Genomic DNA, 20,817 nt, shown 5'->3' on the forward strand with positions numbered 1-20,817 from the left:
CCTAACCTCACGGTGTTGCAGGCGCCCTAAGGAGCGCCCCATAGACTTGATTACAGATTCTGCGTAACGAACGAAAGCATCTGGTCGGCGGTGGAAATCACCTTGGAATTCATCTCGTAGGCGCGCTGAGTGGTGATCATGTTGACCATCTCTTCCACGGTGCTGACGTTGGAGGTTTCCAGGGTGCTTTGCAGCGTGGTGCCGAAGCCGTTCAGGCCAGGGGTGCCGATTTGCGGTGCACCACTGGAGGCGGTTTCCAGGAATAGGTTGCCACCTATGGCTTGCAGGCCGGCCGGGTTGATGAAGTCGGCGGTTTGCACGTTGCCGATCACTTGCGACGCCGGGTTGCCAGCCACGGTGATGGACACGGTGCCATCGTTGCCGACGGTGAAGGTCTGGGCATTGGCAGGCACGACGATGGCCGGCTGCAAGGCAAAACCGTTGGCCGTGACGATTTGGCCGTTGGAGTCCAGGTGGAAAGTACCATCTCGACTGTAGGACGTAGTCCCGTCTGGTTGCAGGATCTGGAAGAACCCTTTGCCGTTGATCGCCATGTCCAGAGGCTGACCGGTTTGCTGCAGGTTACCGGCCGTGAAATTTTTCTGGGTGCCGACGATCTGCACACCGGTACCCAATTGCAGGCCCGACGGCAGTTCGCTGTCCTGGGTCGACTGGGCACCTGGCTGGCGCTTGATCTGATAGAGCAAGTCCTGGAACTCGGCGCGATCACGTTTGAAGCCCGTGGTCGAAACGTTCGCCAGGTTGTTGGAAATAGTGGTCAGGTTGGTGTCCTGGGCAGACAGACCTGTTTTGGCAACCCATAGAGCCGGAAGCATGCTGTTCTCCTTCGTGCGCCTGTTTGTTGGCGCTGCGCCGCAAAATTAGTATTCAGTGAAACCGCAATCAGCTCATTGCCAAAACGCGCGTCATGGCCTGGTCGTCTTCTTTAGCGCTGTTCATCATCTTGATGTGCAGCTCGAACTGCTTGGAAAGCGCCAGCACCGCAGTCATTTCTTCCACCGCATTGACGTTGCTCGCCTGCAGGAAACCCGAGGTCAGCTTGACGCTCGCATCGACCTGGGCCGGCTGGCCGTCCTTGGTGTGGATGGTGCCGTCCAGGCCTTTGGTCATGTTCTTGACGTCGGGCTTGACCAGCTTGATCCGATCCACTTCAGCCATCACCCGTGGGCCTTCACCCATCGCGCGAATGCTGACGGTGCCGTCGGCGCCCACTTCAATCTGCTGCTGCGGCGGCACGGCGATCGGGCCACCGTTGCCCATGATCGGCATACCATTGCCGGCCCGCAGCACGCCGAGCGCATCAACATTCATGCTGGCGCTGCGCACGTAGGCTTCGCTGCCATCTGGGGTTTGCACGGCCATCCAGCCGTCGCCGCCGACCGCCACATCGAGGTCACGACCCGTTTCGATCATGGCGCCCGGAGAGAAATCGGTGGCGGGCCGCTCGGTCAGGGCAAAGGCCCGCGCCGGAAAGCTGTCGCCGAACACCGGTATCGAGCGCGCCTGCTCCAGATCGCGCTGGAAGCCGTTGGTGGAAATGTTCGCCAGATTGTTGGCATGGGCCTTCTGCGCCAGAGCATTCTGGCTGGCGCCGGTCATTGCCACGTAAAGGTACTTGTCCACGCTTTATCCTCTTTCTGACGGACGCTTGCCGCCCACCGCTGTACTGATAAGACTTAAGCAATTTGCGAACCAACTTTCTAAAAGCGCAGAAAGTCCAGGCGGGGCAAGGGTTTGCGGCAAGGCGTCGAAAAAGACCGGCCCAGGAGGAGTCGAAAAAACGGCGGAGTTATGCCGCTGACGGCAAAGGTTGGAGTCCTACGGGTGTTTTCCAAGCACTCAAGCGCGACGGCATTGGATGGTCGCGGATGAAGCCGAACCGCTGAAACACTTGGCAAGCCACTGGGCACTTGCCCTCCTCCCTGGTCATCTCGAAACGACTGGCGCGAAGTTTTATTGTCCACCCATTACAAACCCCAAAAAAGCCGCCTACCTGACGGCACCGCAAATGAGTGAGCACATATGTAGTTCTCTTGTTTTTTATAACAACCAGACAAACCCAACCCCAAACAAGAATACTCCGATAGCCTTTTACATTTACTGATCAAAACCCGCTTGGCGATTAAATACAGCTCTCGTAACTTCGCTCCATCGCAAAGCAGTCACGACTACTTTACGATCATTCGCGCCTTATCAACTTATTCGCACTTAAGGGTATTTAAATGTCTGGCACTTGCAACACTCCTTCTATGCAAGCAGCAACAAACTGGCAAATACAATTTCTTTATAACAACCTTCTCAACATAGTCGAGTCGTTAAACACCCGGCCTTCGGAACAACGACGTCCGCTGGAGACACGCCCAGAGTTAAACCCAAACAATTACGCGAAAAACAGGGATTGGGAAACGCCATGCTGTGACGTCAATCCAACGGTCTTCGCACTACAAAAACTGCTGCAGAGCCTCCCGACCAGGACCTTTGAAGCCGACTTTGGCGTGTCCGCTAACGATGTGCGCAGCGGTAAGTTCGGCCCCTTGTCGCGCAGCGCACTCAAAGAACTGGAAAAACTGGATAAAAACCAGGATTACCGAATCGTCTCAATCTCTAAAGAAGAGAATGAAAGGATGAGTGGCGGCGTATTTTGGGTTCCGCAAAAAGGTGGCGCCGCCATCGAAATCGAAAGTCGCAAAGAGGGTAGATTATTTCCACCCCATGGCTCGGCGTTGCTCGAACACATCGACCTGTCAATCCTCAACCCCAAAAGTACCAATGAAGGGATATCAACCGACGCACTGAGATCCGGAAAGTACGGAGCGCTGTCCCCTGACATTACGAAGAGCCTTGAGGGACTGCCGAAAGACAAGAACTACAACCTGGGCATACTCTACCCCACCCATCCGGATCAAGAAGCCAATCTGGCCTGGATAGAGAAGGAGACGGGTAGCTCCATCGTCATAGGCCCGGACAGGGGTTTCCTGGTGTTTTAACGCTGCCTGCCACCGCAGAACAACCTGAACATAGCGCCTTTCAAGTGCCGTGTTCAGGACGCTTGCCAGCACTTTCCTTGCTCATGCCATAGTCCCGCAACTTGTTCGCAATCGTTGTATGGGAAACGCCCAAGCGCTTACCCAACTGCCGACTGCTGGGATGTTCGGCATACAGACTTTCCAGCACGGCCCTTTCAAAACGACCGACGATGGCTTCCAGGCCGCCTTCCAGGGAAAAATCGCCAAGGGGCTGACGCACGCCGTAGTCCGGCAGGCGAATGTGTTCAGCCTTGACCGTCCCGCCCTCACACAACGACACCGCCTGAAACAACACGTTTTCCAACTGCCGTACATTGCCCGGCCAGTGGTAATGGCTGAGCCGATCCATAGCGGCCGGGGCCAGTTTGGGCAACGGGCAGCCGATCTGTCGGCTGGCTTGGTCGAGAAAGTGTTCCACCAGTGGCCCCAGACCATCGAGGCATTCGCGCAGAGGCGGGATATGCAGCGACAGCACGTTCAGGCGGTGATAAAGGTCCTGGCGGAATTCACCCCGCGCGCAGAGTTCCGAAAGGTCCACCTGGGTTGCGCAAATCACCCGCACATCCAGGTACACCTCTTCATCACTGCCGACTCGGCGAAAGCAACCGTCCTGCAGGAAGCGCAGCAACTTCACCTGCAACCGTGCGCTCATTTCCCCGACGCCATCAAGAAACAACGTACCGCCCGCTGTCAGCTCCAGCAGCCCCAGCTTGCCTTCGGCCCGCGCCCCTTCAAAAGCGCCGGGGCCGTAGCCAAACAGTTCGGTCTCGGCCATCGACTCCGGCAGGCCGGCACAATTGAGGGCCATCAACGGTGATTGGCCACGGGGGCTGGCCAGGTGACAGGCGCGGGCAAGCAGCTCCTTGCCGGTGCCGGTTTCGCCCTCTATTAATAGCGGCGCATCCAATGGCGCCATGCGCCGCGCTTCACGAACCACGGCAGCCATGACCTTGGAACTCTGGAAGATACTGTCGAAGCCACGCAGTTCCTGCTTGCGCACATTATAAATACGCTCACCGACGCGGTCGGCACGGTGCAGGGTCAACACCGCGCCGGCCATGGCTTCGCTGTCGTCGTGTTCGGCCGATTGCAGCGGCGCGATGTCCGCCAGGAACACGTCACCCTTGACCTTGACCCGCAGGCCATTGATCCGCGATTTGCTCGCGCGCACCAGCTCCGGCAAATCGAAATCCTCGGCGTAGCGCGACAGCGGAATGCCCGGCACCTCGTCCACCCGCACCCCGAGCAACTGCGCGGCCGCACGGTTGGCGGCGACGATCGAGCCGCCCATGTCGATGGACAGCACTGGAAACTCCAGGGCACCGAGCAGCGCATTGAGCTCCATATGCCGACGCTCGCTGGGCATCAGCCCTACACGCTTTACACCAAACACCCCGGCAATCGCCTCGAACTTTGGGCGCAACGCCTGGAATTGCATGTTCACCAGGTTCGGGCAAAACAGGTAAATGGCGTTGCCATGCTCACCGCCGACCTCGCCCTTGGCGACGTTGACGCCGTACTCCACCAACAGGTTGAGAATGTCCCGCAGGATGCCGATGCGGTTCTGGCAATGCACTTTGATACGCATGAAAAGGCCCGAAGAAGAGTAGGCGCCGCGTCTTTTTGTCGCTGGGCGCAGATAATCGTCAAGATTATGTTACACCTGGCGACCTTTTTACAGCCCAACACATCGATTAGCGGCCCATCCGTAACGAATACTTTACGAATAGCAGTAAATTTTCCTACAACCTCCTCGCGCAGGCGGATGGAATCTCGCTCCAGCCGGGTTATCAATACGTACATCGCAGGACATAACAAGAACGATTGCCAGCAGGAGAGCCGTATGAAGCAGACGCACTACGTGGCCCGCGAGCCCGATGCGCAAGGTTTTATCCACTACCCGCCGGAAGAACATGCGGTGTGGAACACCCTGATCACGCGCCAGTTGAAAGTGATCGAGGGCCGCGCCTGCCAGGAATACCTGGACGGCATCGACAAGCTCGGCCTGCCCCTGGATCGCATCCCGCAACTGAGCGAAATCAACACGGTGCTGGCCGAGACCACCGGCTGGCAAGTCACCCGTGTGCCAGCGCTGATTCCCTTCCAGACGTTCTTCGAATTACTCGCCAACAAGCAGTTTCCGGTGGCGACTTTTATTCGCACCCACGAAGAATTGGACTACCTGCAAGAGCCAGATATTTTCCACGAAATCTTCGGCCACTGCCCGCTGCTGACCAATCCCTGGTTCGCCGAATTCACCCACACCTACGGCAAGCTCGGCCTCGCGGCCACCAAGGAGCAGCGGGTGTACCTGGCGCGCCTGTATTGGATGACCATCGAATTTGGCCTGGTGGACACGCCCGCCGGTCGGCGCATCTATGGTGGCGGTATTTTGTCGTCGCCCAAGGAGACGGTGTACAGCCTGTCGTCCGAGCCCAAACATCAAGCCTTCGATCCGCTGGAGGCGATGCGCACGCCGTATCGCATCGACATCCTGCAACCGCTATATTTTGTCTTGCCCGAGCTCAAGCGCCTGTTCGACGTAGCGCAGGAAGACATCATGGGCATGGTCGAGCGTGGGATGCAGCTGGGTCTGCACACACCGCTCTTCGCACCCAAGCCCAAAGCCGCGTGAACCGTAGGTTTTGAAGCCAGGTGAATCTGTTCCCTGGTCCCGCGTTGCTTTAGGGTGACGCCACTGACGACCGTTTTCCAAACACTCGAATTCAGGACACCCCCCCCCATGACGACCTTGAACCAAGCCCACTGTGAAGCCTGCCGCGCCGATGCCCCGCAAGTCAGCGATGAAGAACTACCGGTGCTGCTCAAACAGATCCCCGACTGGAACATTGAAGTGCGCGATGGCGTCATGCAGTTAGAGAAGGTTTTCCTGTTCAAGAACTTCAGGTTCGCCCTGGCCTTTACCAACGCCATGGGTGCAATCTCCGAAGCTGAAGGCCACCACCCAGGCCTGCTCACCGAGTGGGGCAAGGTCACGGTGACCTGGTGGAGCCACTCCATCAAAGGCCTGCACCGCAACGACTTCATCATGGCCGCGCGCACCGACGAAGTGGCCAAGGGTGCCGAGGGCCGCAAGTAATGCATTTTGATGCGATTGGCCGCGTGCCCGGCGACCCGATCCTCGGGCTGATGGACCTGTATGCCCAGGATGCCAACCCGAACAAGTTCGACCTCGGCGTGGGCGTGTATAAGGACGACCAAGGGCTGACACCGATTCCCCCTTCGGTGAAGCGAGCCGAGCAGCGCCTGGTGGAACGGCAAACCACCAAGACCTACATTGGCGGCCACGGCGACGCCGCGTTCGGCAGGTTGATCAGCGAGCTGGTGCTCGGCGCCGAGTCCGCGCTGCTGCGTGAACACCGCGCCGGCGCGACCCAGACCCCAGGCGGCACCGGAGCCCTGCGCCTGAGCGCCGACTTTATCGCCCACAGCCTGCCGGGCCGCGGCGTATGGCTGAGCAACCCAACCTGGCCGATCCACGAAAGCATCTTCGCCAAGGCCGGGATCAAGGTCAGTCACTACCCTTACGTCGGCGCGGACAATCGGCTGGATGTGGGCGCAATGCTGGCGACCTTGTCCACGGTGCCCGAGCGCGACGTGGTGCTGCTGCACGCCTGCTGCCATAACCCGACCGGTTTCGACCTGTCCCAGGAGGACTGGCGCCAGGTCTTGCAGATCGTGCGCGAGCGCCACCTGCTGCCGCTGATCGACTTCGCCTACCAGGGCTTTGGCGACGGCCTGGAGCAGGACGCCTGGGCGGTGCGGCTGTTCGCGGCCGAGCTGCCGGAAGTGCTGATCACCAGCTCCTGCTCGAAGAACTTCGGCCTGTATAGCGACCGTGTCGGCGCGCTGATCGTGTGTGCGGCGAATGCCGAGAAACTCACGGATGTACGCAGCCAGTTGGCAAATATCGCGCGCAACCTGTGGTCAACCCCACCGGACCACGGCGCGGCAGTCGTCGCGACGATCCTCGGTGACGCCGAGCTGAAGGCGCAGTGGAGCGGCGAAGTCGAAGCGATGCGCGCGCGCATTGCGCAGTTGCGCTCCGGACTGGTCGAGGCCCTGGCGCCACACGGGCTGGCCGAGCGGTTTGCGCATATCGGCGCGCAACGTGGGATGTTTTCCTATACCGGCTTGAGTGCCGAGCAGGTCAAGCAACTGCGCGCGAAGCACAGCGTGTATATGGTCAGCTCGGGGCGGGCGAATGTGGCGGGGATCGATGCAAGGCGATTGACCCTGCTGGCGCAAGCGATTGCCGATGTCTGCAGCGTCTGACTGACGAAACAGGCACCCCATGTGAGAGCGGGCTTGCTCGCGATAGCGGTGAATCAGTTGCCAAATACAGTGACCGACACTGCGCTATCGCGAGCAAGCCCGCTCTCACTTTCGGGGCCGAACAAGGCCTTAGCCCGCGACCATCTCCGATTTTAGCTGCGCCTCTTTAGCCTGCGCATCCGCCAACCGATACAACTCGATACTCCCATCCCAGTGCTCGATCAACGCTGTGCACGACTCCACCCAATCCCCACAGTTGAGGTAGTCCACCTCGCCTACCTTGCGAATCTCCGCATGGTGAATATGCCCGCACACCACCCCATGCAATTCGCGCCGGGTCACTTCGTGGGCGATGGCTTCTTCGAAATCGCTGATAAAACTCACCGCGGTCTTCACCTTGTGCTTCAGATACGCCGAGAGCGACCAGTAACCGTAGCCATACCGCGCACGCCAGTGATTCAACCAACGGTTTAACGTCAGGGTGAACTCGTAGGCCGAGTCACCGAGGAAAGCCAACCAGCGGTGATAGCGCGTGATCACATCGAACTGGTCGCCGTGGATCACCAGGAGATGGCGACCATCGGCGGTGACGTGAATGGCTTCGTCCACCAACTGGATGTTGCCCAGGATCAGCTTGGAGTAGCGGCGCAGGAATTCGTCGTGGTTGCCGGTGACGTAGATCACCTCCGTGCCGCGCTTGGCCATGGTCAACAGGCGGCGGATCACATTGGTGTGGGCCTGGGGCCAATACATGCCGCCGCGCAGTTTCCAGCCATCGATGATGTCACCGACCAGGTACACCTTGTCGGCGTGGTAGCCCTTGAGGAATTGCGACAAGTGTTCGGCCTGGCAATCCCGGGTGCCCAAATGCACATCGGAAATCCACAGGGTACGAACCCGTTGCTTACGGCTGGGTGTGGCGAATTCGGCACGGGTCATGGGCATCCCTCGACGGTGTTTTCGCGAGCTTGCGCCCTCGCGATTAATAGCCCATGACAGCTATGCGTCAGTCTGATGACAGCGCAGGCTCCTCGCAAAGCGTTGTAGACTGCGGATCTGCTGCCCTGGAGAACGCAATGAGCGCGTCCCTCACGCTACGCCATTACATCGAAGCGCCCATTGCCCACAGCCATGACCATGCGCAGTTGGTCTTTGGCCTGTCCGGGCACCTGGACCTTGAAGTGGATGGACACGCCAGCCAGGTCCGCGAGAGCAGTGTGATGGTGCTGCCCTTCTCGGCTCACCACACCTGCGGCAGTCGCGACGGCAGCCGATGCCTGGTGCTGGATGTGCCCAACGAACACTGGGTGCTGCAATCGTTGGGCGAGCATGCCGATGCCAGCCGCCGCCTGCTCGACCAACCGACGCGTCTGACCCTGGATACGCGGCAAAGCCAGTTGGTGCAATGGCTGGCGCACAGCCCGGTGGATGACCCGCTGATCGTCCAGCAAGGGGCGGTGCTGCTGCTGGCCAGCCTCAATCATCCGCTGGCCCCCAGCGTGCCGGGCCGCCGCCTGCCCTACACCGCGTTCAATGCGCATATCGAACAGCATGTCGCCCATCCCCTGCAAGTCGCCGACCTGGCACGCATCGCCGACTTGTCCGTCGCACGCCTGCATGCGCGGTTTGTTGCCGAGTGTGGGCAGACGCCCATGGACTACATCCGCAGTCGCCGCCTGCATAAAGCCTTGGGCCTGTTGCGGGAAACGCCACTGGCCATCGGCGAGATTGCCGAGCGCGTCGGCTATGCCTCGCAAAGTGCGTTTGCCGCTGCAATGCTGCGCGAATTCGGCGCCGCGCCGAGCGCCCTGCGGCGCACGAAAAAATAGCGAGTCCTGCGCTAAAAATCGCGAGCCAGGCGACAGACACTCACGCACCCAGCCTCTAGACTGCGAGCCTGTCACCCCGTTGCTACAAGGATCGCAATGACTCCCCGCTCAGCCCTCGGCGCCCTGCATATCGGCGCATTGATGTTTGGCCTCACCGGCGTATTCGGCAAGCTGGCGGCCGCCTCACCGGCCATCATCGTGTTCGGCCGCGCCGCGTTTGCGGTGATTGCCCTGGCGATCTTTGCGCGCTTCGCCAGCAACGCCCCCTGGAAACAGCTGCACATGCGCGACTGGCGTCGGCTGGTGATCAGCGGTGTGTTGCTGGCGGCGCATTGGGTCACGTTCTTCATTGCGGTCAAAGTCGCCGGCGTGGCCGTCGCCACCCTGGGGTTTACCGCGTTCCCGGCGTTTACCGTGATCCTCGAAGGTTTGATCTTCCGCGAGCGCATTCGCGCCAATGAAGTGTTGCTGGTGGCTCTGGTCACGGTGGGCCTGGTGCTGGTGACACCGGACTTCAACCTCGCCAGCGAAGCCACGGGCGGCCTGCTCTGGGGCATCGCCTCGGGGTTGCTGTTCTCCCTGCTGTCACTGAATAACCGCGCCAGCTCCGGGCGGATTCCAGCGGTGCAGGCGGCGTTGTGCCAGAACGTGGTGGTCGCGCTGTGCCTGTTGCCCGTGGCCGCGCCGGGGCTGGCGGATGTGCGCGCGATCGACTGGCTGTGGATCGGCCTGCTCGGCGTGTTCTGTACCGGCCTGGCCCACAGCCTGTTTGTCGCCAGCCTCGCGGTGATCAAGGCCCGCACCGCCTCGGTGGTGTTCGCCATGGAACCGGTCTACGGCATCAGCGTCGCCTGGCTGTTGTTTGCCGAAACCCCGACCTTGCGCATGCTGCTGGGCGGCGCGCTGATCATCGTCGCCATCGTGCTTTCCGGCCTGATGGGCAGCGCCAGCCAGGCCAAACAGCCGGCTGCAGCGGCCTGATCTATACTCTGCCCATCCGCAACAGTGTGTCGTCGTCTACGGATAAAGACTCCTCGACGACAGCCAGGACGTATGAAGTTGCTGCAAGCGAGTGGTCACTCCATTAACGCTATGCAGGAGTTGCATCATGGAAATGTTTATCAGCTTGCTCGTTCAGATCATCAGCGGTGCCGTCGGCGGTAATTTGGCGGGGATGACCAAACAGAGCCTGGGCACCGGGCTCAATACCCTCCTCGGTGGTGTCGGTGGCCTGGTGCTGGGCCAGATCGTCTCGGCGCTGACGGGCACGCCCGGTGGCGAAACGCTGGATGTCGCGGCGGTCGGCAGCAATATTGTCGGCGGTGGCGTCGGCGGCCTGGTGCTGACGTGGGTCATCGGCTTCATCAAGAGCAAGATGGCCGCCAAGTAAGCACGCACCAACCGGTCACCGCCCTTATGCGGCGGTGGCCTTCATTACTTATGATCGTTGTGCCCCAGGTCGCGCTGCGGGTCGATCTGGTCGCGCACACGTTGCTTGAGCACTTTGGCCTCCGGGAAGCCGCCATCAGCCTTGCGCTCCCAGATCTGCACACCGTCGCAGGTAATGCGAAACGCGCCGCCGGTCGCCGGCTCCAGCGCCACTTTGCCTAGGTCTTCAGCGAAGGTACTCAACAGTTCCTGGGCCAGCCACGCGGCGCGCAGCAACCACTGGCACTGCGTGCAATAGGTGATGACGATCTCGGGTTTGCTCAGCGACATAATTTGACAGGTTCCTGGCGTAACGGGCTTGGAGGGTCGGGTGGCTATAATACCGGCCCTTATCGTCCAGCCCCGAGATTCATGATGCACCGCCTGCTGTCCTGCCTGTTGCTCTGCCTGCTACCCCTCCTTGTCGATGCGGTTGAAACGCCACGCCCGAAAATCGGCCTGGTGCTGTCCGGCGGTGCCGCGCGCGGGCTCGCCCATATCGGCGTGCTCAAGGCCCTGGAGGAACAGGGGATTCATATCGATGCGATTGCCGGCACCAGCATGGGTGCGGTGATCGGCGGGTTATACGCGTCGGGCTACAAGATCGATGAGCTGGAAAAGCTCGCGCTGGGTATCGATTGGCAGCAGGCGCTCTCCGATGCGCCTCCTCGGGAAGATGTGCCGTTTCGACGCAAGCAGGATGACCGTGATTTCCTGGTCAAGCAGAAACTCAGTATCCGCGACGATGGCAGCCTCGGCCTGCCGCTGGGCGTCATCCAGGGCCAGAACCTGGCGCTGCTGCTGGAAAGCATGTTCGCCCACAGCAGCAACACGCGAAATTTCGACAAGCTGCCGATCCCCTTTCGCGCCGTAGCAACCGATATCACCACCGGCGAAAAAGTAGTCTTCAGCAAAGGCCACCTGCCCCAGGTAATCCGCGCGAGCATGTCGATCCCTGCCGTATTCGCGCCTGTGGAACTCGATGGCCGGCTGCTGGTGGACGGCGGGATGACCGATAACATCCCGCTGGACGTAGCGCGAGAGATGGGTGTCGACATCGCCATCGTGGTGGACATCGGCACGCCGCTGCGCTCACGCAAGCAACTGGCCACGGTGGTGGACGTGCTCAACCAGTCCATCACCCTGATGACCCGGCGCAATTCCGAAGAACAACTTAGGGCCCTGAACCCTAAAGATGTGCTGATCCAGCCGCCGTTGGCCGCCTATGGCGTCGCGGACTTCGGCCGCGCCAAGGACATAATCGACGCCGGCTACCGCGCCACCCGCGCCCTCGATGTGCGCCTGGCCCACTTGCGCCCCGCCGAACCGATCGACCCGGAACTGGTGGCCGCGCGCACCCCGGGCGAACGGACCCCGATCATCACCGCGATCAGCGTGGAGAACGACTCGAAAGTCAGCGACGACGTGATCCGCTACTACATCCGCCAAACCCTGGGCGAGCCGCTGAACCTGGGTCGCCTGCAAGTGGACATGGGCACCTTGTATGGCCTGGATTACTTCGAACAGGTGCAATACCGCGTGGTGAAAAAAGGCCACGACAACACCCTGGTGATCAGCGCACGCGGCAAACGCAGCGGCACCGACTACCTGCGCCTGGGCCTGAACTTGTCCGACGATATGCGTGGCGACAGCGCCTTCAACCTCGGCGCGAGCTACCGCATGAATGGCATCAACCGCCTCGGCGCGGAATGGCTGACGCGGGTGCAGATCGGCGATCGGCAGGAGCTGTACAGCGAGTTCTACCAACCGATGGACACCGGCTCGCGCTACTTCGTCGCACCTTACCTCAAGGCCCAGGCGCAGAATGTGGAACTGATTCTGGACAACGATCCCATCTCCGAATACCGCCTGGAACGCTACGGTTTCGGCCTGAACGTGGGGCGCCAGATCGGCACCAGCGGCGAGATCCGCTTCGGCGTCGGCGAGGCCTGGGGCAAGGCCGATGTGCGCATCGGCGACCGCGACCTGCCAAGCGTGAGCTTCAGCGAAGGCTTCTACGAGTTGAAGTACTCCTTCGACTCCCTGGACAACGTGTACTTCCCCCACACAGGCGAAGACATCGGCCTGGCTTTTCGCGAGTTCGAACCAGGGTTGGGTTCGGATCAACGCTACCGACAATGGGAGTTCAAGCTGGACAAGGCCATGAGCCACGGTCCGGACACGCTCGTACTGGGCGGCCGTTACGGGCGCACCATGGATAATTCGGACGTGGTGATATCCAGCTTTCTGCTGGGCGGCGCACGGCAGCTGTCGGGCTTTCGCCAAGATGCGATCTCGGGGCAGAACGTCAGCTTGATGCGCGCCGTGTACTACCGCCGCCTGACGCCACGCTCGTACCTGCCATTGGATTTCCCGCTGTACCTGGGCGCGTCATTGGAACGCGGACGGGCGTGGAACAACGACAATGAATTCGACAGCGGCTATATCAACGCCGCGAGTATTTTCCTGGGGTTTGACACACCGTTGGGACCGCTGAATTTCAGCTACGGGTTCAATGATGACAATCAGCAAGCGGTGTACCTGAACCTCGGCCAGACCTTCTAAAACGCCGACCGTAATACCCAATGTGGGAGCTGGCTTGCAGTGGCAAGCCGGCTCCCACATATTGATCTGCCGTGTACTTGAGGTCAGGACTTTTCCAGATTCGCCAGAATGTGCCCATGCACACGCATGCACACCCGCAGGTCCTCTTCATTCACGCCCACGAACAACTCATGGCGCAACGCAGTGGCGATGGTTTCAATCTGCTCGATCAACGGTCGGGCGGTGTCGCACAGCAGGATGCGCTTGGCGCGGCGATCTTCCACCACGGCCTGACGTTGAACCAGTCCTTGGCCTTCCAGGCTGTCGAGCAACCGCGCCAGGGTCGGACCTTCAACGCCGACACTTTGTGCCAGTTCGCGCTGAGTCGGCGCGTCTTCGAAACGAGCCAGGTGCAGCAGCACCAGCCAGCGTGCCTGGGACAAGCCTAGCCCCGCCAAACGGCGGTCCAGTTCGGCGCGCCAACCTCGGGACATTTGCGCCAACTGCATGCCAAAACGGTGTTGATCGGTTAACGGCATAAAAAACTCATGGTTTAGACTGAAAACAAAGTATGGCTAATTATTAGTCAGCTAAGCATGAGCCATGTCAGTAGGCAAGCGCTCGTCTGTACTGATTCGTTACATTGTCGCAATTGGCACACTAAATTTCGAACTCAGACTGCAACGCGGCACGAACGCAGTACAAAACCCCCTCGGGAACCCGCCCGGTGAACAGCGGTGCGATCTCAGCAACTGGTGGCAATTCGCCTTCACCGTCTAGGAAGGCATCCTGGATTTCGCTGAGTAAATCTTCCGGCAAATCAAGAGCCTGCTCTAACGACAACTGTTGCTGACCGATGGATTCGGCCAACAGCGTATAGACGTTTTTCTCCGAGCATTGCAGCTGGCCGGCGATCTGGATCGGGGTCATGCCGGCCCGCGCCAGGCTGATCAATTCGTGGCGAATATCGGCGATTTCCTTCGGCGCTTCGGCCTGGCCGCCGAGCACTTCGAGGAAGGCCTGGCCATAACGCTCCAGCTTGCGCGCCCCCACACCACTGACCCGGCCCATTTCGGCCAGGGTGGTCGGCTGCTCGCGCAACATCTCCAGCAAGGTCGAGTCGGGGAAAATAACGTAAGGCGGCACGCTGTGTTCCTGCGCCAGTTTGCGCCGTAGGGTACGCAGGGCTTCCCACTGTTCACGCTCTTCAAAGCGCACCAGTTGGCTGGCTTGGCTGGTACTGCTCTTGGCGGTGGTCTGCGGCTTGAGGTCGCGGCGCAGTTCCAGGCTGACTTCACCCTTGAGCAACGGCCGGCAACTGTCGTTCAGGCGCAGGCCGCCGTAGCCTTCGATGTCGATGTCTACCAAGCCGCGCGCGACCATCTGGCGGAACAGCGATCGCCATTCGCCTTCGGCACGGGCCTTGCCCACGCCGTAGACCGAGAGTTTCTCGTGGCCGAAGCTACGCACCTTCTCGTTGTCCTTGCCCAGCAACACATCCACCAGATGGCCGACGCCATAACGCTGGCCGGTGCGGTAGATCGCGGACAAGCCCTGGCGCGCCGGCTCAGTGGCATCCCAGGTTTGCACGCCGTCCACACAGTTGTCGCAATGGCCGCAGGGTTCGGGCATGTCTTCATCGAAATACGCCAGCAAGGTCTGGCGGCGGCAACGCGTCTCTTCGCAGAGTGACAGCATGGCGTCGAGCTTGTGCTGCTCCAGGCGTTTGTGGCGCTCGTCACCTTCGGAGTTCTGCAGCATTTGCTTGAGCATCACCACGTCTTGCAGGCCGTAGACCATCCACGCATCCGCCGGCAGGCCATCACGGCCGGCACGCCCGGTTTCCTGGTAATAAGCCTCGAGGGACTTGGGTAGATCCATATGGGCCACGAAGCGCACGTTGGACTTGTCGATGCCCATGCCGAACGCGATGGTTGCCACCATGATCAGGCCTTCCTCGTTGAGGAAGCGCTTCTGATGATAAGCACGCAATTCGTTGGGCAAGCCCGCGTGGTAGGGCAACGCCGGATAACCCTGCTCGCACAGGAAGGCGGCCACTTCGTCGACCTTCTTGCGCGACAGGCAATAGACGATGCCTGCATCGCTGCGCCGCTCGGACAGGAACGCCAGCAACTGCTTGCGCGGCTGTTCTTTAGGCACGATGCGGTAAAAAATATTCGGCCGGTCAAAGCTCGACAGGAAGCGCTCGGCGTTCTGCAAATGCAGGCGCTCGACGATTTCTTCACGGGTACGCTTGTCGGCGGTGGCGGTCAGGGCGATACGCGGAACGTCGGGGAACAGTTCCGCCAACTGCCCCAACTGCAGGTATTCACGACGGAAATCGTGACCCCATTGCGATACGCAGTGAGCTTCATCGATGGCGAACAGGGCGATTTCCAGGCTCTGCAGGAAGGCCAGCATGCGCGGCTGCACCAGGCGCTCGGGGGCCAGGTAGAGCATTTTCACTTCGCCGCGCTTGATACGCGCAGCCAGGTCGCGCTGCTGTTCGGCGCTGAGCGTGGAGTTCAACGCGGCGGCGGCAACACCGAGTTCTTCGAGGGTCGCTACCTGATCGTCCATCAGCGCGATCAAGGGCGACACCACCACGGCGAGACCGTTACGCAGCAACGCCGGCACCTGGAAACACAACGACTTGCCACCACCGGTGGGCATCAGGACGAGGGCATCACCGCCATTGGCCACGCGCTCAATGATCGCACCCTGGCGGCCACGAAAACTGTCGTAGCCGAAGATGTCCTTGAGGACGCGTTGAGCCTGCTCGAGCATGTAAAACTCCAAATATCGCCGAAATCCCTCTCTACAGGCTGGCCGAAAAAACGCGGCACTACGGAAAATAATCCGTAAGCGAAGTTTTCTCGGGTTGGCACTGGCCTGCAGGGGCATCACAAAACGCGGCAGTATACCCGAGCGTCGGCCGGCAAAGGGCGCGGCTGACGAATAGCGGCCGCTATCGAAAACCGGCCAAATATGCAGTGTGGCTGGCCGGGGCGCTCAAGAAAGCCTAGAATTCAGCATCGTTTATTCCCAAGGTAGTCCTTCAATGTCCTTCGCTGAGCAACTAACCCGCCTGCAAGCCTTCCTCGACGCCGATGAGCTGCATGACGAGGCGCTGGACTACGTGGCCGCCCACGGCTACCTGACCGCCCTGTCGATTTCTTCCGACATCGTGCCGGACCGTGAGTGGATCGACGCCTTGTTCGCCGAAGAACCTCACTACGCTGACGCCGCCCAGCGCGAAGAGATCGAAGCCACCCTGCTCGCTCTCAAGGCCCACATCGGTCGCCAACTGGCCTCCGATGAGGAATTCGAGCTGCCGTGCGACCTGGACCTGGGCGAAGATCCGGACGACTCCGACCTGCGCGGCTGGTGCATCGGATTCATGGAAGGCGTGTTCCTGCGCGAAGCCGCCTGGTTCGAAACCGCCGAAGAAGAAGTCAGCGAAATGCTGCTGCCAATCATGGTCGGTTCAGGCCTGTTCGACGACCAGCCGGAGTTCTCCGACATCGCCTCCGACGCCAACCTGATGGACGACATGATCGTACAGATCCCGGAAGCCCTGACCGCCCTGTACCTGCTGTGCAACGCCCCTGACGAAAAACCGGCGCTCCTCAAGCCTCGTCACCACTGAGTCGCATGCCCGTGATACCCATGGGCAAGCGCTCGCCGCTCCTGCGTTATGCACTACTGGCCATCGGTTGGCTGAGCGTAGAGCTGGGAGTAATCGGTATTTTCCTGCCGGTATTGCCGACCACCCCCTTCCTACTTCTTGCCGCCGCCTGCTTCGCGCGAAGCTCCCCACGCTTCTACGACTGGCTGGTGGAACACCCGCGCCTGGGCCCATGGATTCGTGACTACCTGGACGGCAGTGGCATCCCGCTGAAGGGCAAGGTCTATGCCATCGGCCTGATGTGGCTGAGCATCGGTTTTTCCTGCTACCTGGTGCCTCTACCCTGGGCACGGGGCTTCATGCTGACCAGTGCCGTGCTGGTGACGATCTACATCCTGCGCCAAAAAACCCTGCCGCCGCGCTGAGCCTCTTTAACACCCGCCCCTGCGACATTAGTGCTCACGAGACCTTGGTCGACACTGACTAATCCCCAGGCATCATGCGAGACTGTCCGACCGGGCCCGAAATGCCTGGGTGTGTTTATGTCCGGAGTTACCATGACGCTGTCCAGCGGGCTGATCGCCGCCGTTGCCTTGGCCTATATGGCCATTATGTTTGCCATCGCCTTTTACGGTGACCGTCGCCATGCGCCGCTGCCGCCGCGTATGCGTGCCTGGGTGTACAGCCTGTCGCTGGCCGTTTATTGCACCAGTTGGACCTTCTTCGGCGCCGTAGGCCAGGCGGCCGAACAACTGTGGGCGTTTATACCGATCTACCTGGGACCGGTGCTGTTGCTGGTATTGGCCCCCTGGGTCCTGCAAAAGATGATTCTGATCAGCAAGCAGGAAAACATCACCTCTATCGCTGACTTTATCGCTGCACGCTACGGCAAATCCCAATCGTTAGCGGTGGTGGTCGCGCTGATCTGCATGGTCGGCGTGCTGCCTTACATCGCCCTGCAACTCAAGGGCATCGTACTCGGGGTGAACCTGCTGATCGGCGCTGGCGCGGATGCTACCGGCACCCGGGCCCAGGACACGGCGTTGATCGTGTCGCTGGTGCTGGCGTTGTTCACCATTGTCTTCGGTACGCGCAACCTCGATGCCACCGAACACCACCGTGGCATGGTGCTGGCGATTGCCTTTGAATCGATAGTCAAACTGTTCGCGTTTCTCGCGGTCGGTGCGTTTGTGACCTACGGCCTCTACGACGGTTTCGGCGATTTGTTCAACCAGGCGATGCTGGCTCCACGGCTGGAGGAATACTGGAAAGAAACCGTCAACTGGCCAACGATGGTGGTACAGACCGGCGTCGCAATGATGGCAATCATCTGCCTGCCCCGGCAGTTTCACGTCACCGTCGTGGAAAACATCGACCCCCAGGATTTGCGCCTGGCCAAATGGGTCTTCCCTGCGTACCTGATTCTCGCAGCGCTGTTTGTCGTGCCGATCGCCCTCGGCGGCAAAATGCTCTTGCCCGGCTCGGTGCCACCCGATTCCTACGTGATCAGCCTGCCCTTGGCCGAGGCCCATCCGGTCCTCGCCTTGCTGGCGTTCATTGGTGGCGCGTCGGCCGCCACCGGCATGGTGATTGTTGCAAGCATTGCGTTGTCGACCATGGTTTCCAACGACATGCTGCTGCCTTGGTTGTTGCGCCGCTCCAGCGCGGAACGGCCGTTTGAAGTATTCCGCCACTGGTTGCTGTCGGTACGCCGCGTCAGCATTGTGATCATCCTGCTGCTGGCGTATGTCAGCTACCGATTGCTGGGCTCCACTGCGAGCCTCGCGACGATCGGCCAGATCGCTTTCGCCGCAGTGACCCAACTGGCACCCGCCATGCTTGGCGCGCTGTATTGGAAACAGGCGAATCGTCGCGGCGTCTTTGCCGGTTTGGCGGCGGGCACGTTCCTGTGGTTCTACACCTTGGTCCTACCGGTTACCGCGAAAAGCCTGGGCTGGTCGCTCAGCCTTTTCCCAGGCCTGACCTGGTTGCATTCCCAACCGCTCGGTTTGCCCCTCACCTCGCTGACCCTGGGCACCGTGTTCTCCCTGGCGGGCAACTTCACGCTGTTCGTCTGGGTTTCGATGCTCTCGCGCACTCGAGTGTCCGAGCACTGGCAGGCCGGGCGCTTCATCGGCCAGGAAACCAGCCAACGCGCCAGCACTCGCTCCATGTTGTCGGTCCAGATCAGCGACCTGCTGAGCCTGGCCGCGCGCTTTGTCGGGGAAGAACGCGCCCAGCAAAGTTTTATCCGCTTCGCCTATCGCCAGGGCAAAGGCTTCAACCCCAACCAGAATGCCGATAACGATTGGATCGCGCATACCGAACGCCTGCTGGCGGGTGTACTCGGCGCCTCCTCGACTCGCGCCGTCGTAAAGGCCGCGATTGAAGGTCGGGACATGCTGCTGGAGGACGTAGTACGAATCGCCGACGAAGCCTCCGAAGTGCTGCAATTCAATCGGGCCCTGCTACAAGGCGCCATCGAAAACATCACCCAGGGCATCAGCGTGGTGGATCAGTCGCTCAAGTTAGTGGCGTGGAACCGCCGTTACCTGGAGCTGTTCAACTACCCCGAGGGATTGATCAGCGTCGGCCGGCCGATTGCCGACATCATTCGCTATAACGCCGAGCGCGGCTTGTGCGGACCGGGTGAGGCCGAAGTGCATGTGGCACGACGCCTGCACTGGATGCGCCAAGGCCGCGCGCACACCTCCGAACGCCTGTTCCCAAATGGACGGGTGATCGAACTGATCGGCAACCCGATGCCCGGCGGCGGTTTTGTCATGAGCTTCACCGACATCACCGCGTTCCGCGAGGCCGAACACGCGCTGACCGAGGCGAACGAGGGCTTGGAACGACGGGTGACCGAGCGAACACACGAGCTGTCGCAACTCAACGTGGCGCTCACCGACGCCAAGGGCGTGGCCGAGTCCGCGAACCAATCGAAGACCCGCTTTCTCGCAGCGGTCAGCCATGACCTGATGCAACCGCTGAACGCTGCACGCCTGTTCTCCGCCGCCCTCTCCCACCAGAACGACGGCCTGTCGAGCGAAGCCCGGCAACTGGTGCAACACCTGGACAGCTCGCTGCGTTCCGCCGAAGACCTGATCAGCGACCTGCTGGACATCTCGCGCCTGGAAAACGGCAAGATCAACCCGCAACGCCAGCCGTTCGTGCTCAACGAACTGTTCGACGCACTCGGCGCCGAATTCAAGGCACTGGCCCAGGAACAAGGCTTGCGCTTCCGCTTGCGCGGCAGTCATTTGCGGGTCGACAGTGACATCAAGTTGCTTCGACGCATTTTGCAGAACTTTCTGACGAATGCGTTCCGCTATGCCGACGGCCCAGTACTGCTGGGCGTGCGCCGACACGAGGGCGAGTTGAGCCTGGAAGTATGGGACCGCGGTCCAGGCATCCCTCAGGATAAACAGAAGGTGATTTTCGAGGAATTCAAGCGCCTGGACAGCCATCAGACCCGCGCTGAAAAAGGCCTCGGCCTGGGCCTGGCGATCGCCGATGGCCTGTGCAGCGTATTGGACCACCACCTAAGCGTGCGTTCATGGCCGGGCAAGGGCAGCGTGTTCAGCGTGCGCGTACCGCTGGCTCGCAACCAGACGAGCCCGCCGATCAAGACCGTGCAGGAGAACGGCCTGCCCCTGAGTGGCGCACAGGTGCTGTGTGTGGATAACGAAGAAAGCATCCTGATAGGCATGCGCAGCCTGCTGACGCGTTGGGGTTGCGAAGTATGGACCGCCACCGACCAGGCGCAGTGCGCCGCACTGCTGGCCGACGGCGTGCGCCCACAACTGGCGCTGGTGGATTACCACCTGGACCACGGGGAAACCGGCACGGAGCTGATGGCTTGGCTGCGCACGCAATTGGCTGAGCCGATCCCCGGCGTGGTCATCAGCGCCGACAGCCGTCCGGAGATGGTGGCGCAAGTGCATGCCGCGGGGCTGGATTATCTGGCCAAGCCGGTTAAGCCGGCGGCGTTGCGGGCGTTGCTAAGTCGGCATCTACCCCTTTAATCAGGCCGAACTCAATC

At 60.7% G+C, this 20,817-nt stretch carries 18 protein-coding genes; 11 read left to right on the forward strand and 7 right to left on the reverse strand.

What is annotated here, in order from left to right; translation table 11 throughout:
- Positions 1-50: 50 nt before the first annotated feature.
- Positions 51-836 (reverse strand): flagellar basal-body rod protein FlgG, encoded by a 786-nt coding sequence (gene flgG, locus ACS5Q8_RS20575; RefSeq protein WP_276194221.1) that lies wholly within the window; start codon positions 834-836, stop codon positions 51-53.
- A 67-nt stretch (positions 837-903) separates the two neighbouring features.
- Positions 904-1,644 (reverse strand): flagellar basal body rod protein FlgF, encoded by a 741-nt coding sequence (locus ACS5Q8_RS20580; protein ID WP_276194222.1) that lies wholly within the window; start codon positions 1,642-1,644, stop codon positions 904-906.
- Positions 1,645-2,243: 599 nt separating this feature from the next.
- On the opposite strand from ACS5Q8_RS20580, the gene ACS5Q8_RS20585 reads away from it, so the two are divergent.
- A complete protein-coding gene (locus tag ACS5Q8_RS20585; protein WP_426100051.1) occupies positions 2,244-3,008 on the forward strand; it encodes a hypothetical protein in 765 nt (254 codons plus the stop codon).
- 40 nt (positions 3,009-3,048) lie between these two features.
- Here ACS5Q8_RS20585 and ACS5Q8_RS20590 read toward each other — a convergent pair whose 3' ends face one another.
- Positions 3,049-4,635, reverse strand: a complete 1,587-nt coding sequence (locus ACS5Q8_RS20590; RefSeq protein ID WP_276194224.1) for a sigma-54-dependent transcriptional regulator — start codon at positions 4,633-4,635, stop codon at positions 3,049-3,051.
- Positions 4,636-4,890: 255 nt separating this feature from the next.
- On the opposite strand from ACS5Q8_RS20590, the gene phhA reads away from it, so the two are divergent.
- The 3 genes from phhA to ACS5Q8_RS20605 all read left to right on the forward strand — a co-directional run bounded on the left by phhA (position 4,891) and on the right by ACS5Q8_RS20605 (position 7,343).
- Entirely contained in the window at positions 4,891-5,682 is a 792-nt protein-coding gene (gene phhA / locus ACS5Q8_RS20595) for a phenylalanine 4-monooxygenase (protein ID WP_276194225.1), read from the forward strand.
- A 108-nt stretch (positions 5,683-5,790) separates the two neighbouring features.
- Positions 5,791-6,147 carry a 4a-hydroxytetrahydrobiopterin dehydratase gene (locus ACS5Q8_RS20600; protein WP_426100052.1) on the forward strand — a complete coding sequence of 119 codons (357 nt, stop codon included), beginning with the start codon at positions 5,791-5,793 and terminating at the stop codon, positions 6,145-6,147.
- Complete coding sequence (locus ACS5Q8_RS20605; protein ID WP_276194227.1) at positions 6,147-7,343, forward strand: amino acid aminotransferase; 1,197 nt, start codon at positions 6,147-6,149, stop codon at positions 7,341-7,343. Before ACS5Q8_RS20600 ends, ACS5Q8_RS20605 begins: the two co-directional genes overlap by 1 nt.
- 129 nt (positions 7,344-7,472) lie before the next feature.
- On the opposite strand, the gene ACS5Q8_RS20610 is transcribed toward ACS5Q8_RS20605, so the two are convergent.
- Positions 7,473-8,282 carry a UDP-2,3-diacylglucosamine diphosphatase gene (locus tag ACS5Q8_RS20610; RefSeq protein ID WP_247401752.1) on the reverse strand — a complete coding sequence of 270 codons (810 nt, stop codon included), beginning with the start codon at positions 8,280-8,282 and terminating at the stop codon, positions 7,473-7,475.
- A 137-nt stretch (positions 8,283-8,419) separates the two neighbouring features.
- On the opposite strand from ACS5Q8_RS20610, the gene ACS5Q8_RS20615 reads away from it, so the two are divergent.
- From ACS5Q8_RS20615 to ACS5Q8_RS20625, 3 genes are all read left to right on the forward strand, one after another.
- Positions 8,420-9,172: an AraC family transcriptional regulator gene (locus ACS5Q8_RS20615; RefSeq protein ID WP_426100053.1), complete on the forward strand. Its 753-nt coding sequence runs from the start codon at positions 8,420-8,422 to the stop codon at positions 9,170-9,172.
- A gap of 96 nt (positions 9,173-9,268) precedes the next feature.
- On the forward strand, positions 9,269-10,153 hold the full coding sequence (locus ACS5Q8_RS20620; protein WP_276194230.1) for a DMT family transporter: 885 nt from the start codon (positions 9,269-9,271) through the stop codon (positions 10,151-10,153).
- Between the two features lie 127 nt (positions 10,154-10,280).
- Complete coding sequence (locus ACS5Q8_RS20625) at positions 10,281-10,562, forward strand: hypothetical protein (protein WP_276194231.1); 282 nt, start codon at positions 10,281-10,283, stop codon at positions 10,560-10,562.
- A 44-nt stretch (positions 10,563-10,606) separates the two neighbouring features.
- Here ACS5Q8_RS20625 and ACS5Q8_RS20630 read toward each other — a convergent pair whose 3' ends face one another.
- Complete coding sequence (locus ACS5Q8_RS20630) at positions 10,607-10,891, reverse strand: Rdx family protein (protein ID WP_276194232.1); 285 nt, start codon at positions 10,889-10,891, stop codon at positions 10,607-10,609.
- Between the two features lie 84 nt (positions 10,892-10,975).
- Here ACS5Q8_RS20630 and ACS5Q8_RS20635 point away from each other — a divergent pair, with 84 nt between their 5' ends.
- Positions 10,976-13,165, forward strand: a complete 2,190-nt coding sequence (locus tag ACS5Q8_RS20635; RefSeq protein ID WP_465159372.1) for a patatin-like phospholipase family protein — start codon at positions 10,976-10,978, stop codon at positions 13,163-13,165.
- A gap of 83 nt (positions 13,166-13,248) precedes the next feature.
- Here ACS5Q8_RS20635 and ACS5Q8_RS20640 read toward each other — a convergent pair whose 3' ends face one another.
- Both ACS5Q8_RS20640 and recQ read right to left on the reverse strand, forming a co-directional pair.
- A complete protein-coding gene (locus ACS5Q8_RS20640) occupies positions 13,249-13,683 on the reverse strand; it encodes a MarR family transcriptional regulator (RefSeq protein ID WP_276194233.1) in 435 nt (144 codons plus the stop codon).
- Between the two features lie 121 nt (positions 13,684-13,804).
- Entirely contained in the window at positions 13,805-15,931 is a 2,127-nt protein-coding gene (gene recQ, locus ACS5Q8_RS20645; protein WP_198718051.1) for a DNA helicase RecQ, read from the reverse strand.
- A 274-nt stretch (positions 15,932-16,205) separates the two neighbouring features.
- On the opposite strand from recQ, the gene ACS5Q8_RS20650 reads away from it, so the two are divergent.
- The 3 genes from ACS5Q8_RS20650 to ACS5Q8_RS20660 all read left to right on the forward strand — a co-directional run bounded on the left by ACS5Q8_RS20650 (position 16,206) and on the right by ACS5Q8_RS20660 (position 20,800).
- The gene (locus ACS5Q8_RS20650; protein WP_276194234.1) at positions 16,206-16,793 is read left to right on the forward strand and encodes a YecA family protein; all 588 of its coding nucleotides are present in this window, start codon (positions 16,206-16,208) and stop codon (positions 16,791-16,793) included.
- 5 nt (positions 16,794-16,798) lie between these two features.
- Positions 16,799-17,197, forward strand: coding sequence for a YbaN family protein (locus ACS5Q8_RS20655; RefSeq protein ID WP_465159373.1), 399 nt, complete (start codon positions 16,799-16,801; stop codon positions 17,195-17,197).
- A 132-nt stretch (positions 17,198-17,329) separates the two neighbouring features.
- Entirely contained in the window at positions 17,330-20,800 is a 3,471-nt protein-coding gene (locus ACS5Q8_RS20660) for a hybrid sensor histidine kinase/response regulator (RefSeq protein ID WP_465159374.1), read from the forward strand.
- The last annotated feature ends 17 nt before the right edge of the window (positions 20,801-20,817 follow it).

Source organism: Pseudomonas sp. PAMC25584 (assembly GCF_058135675.1).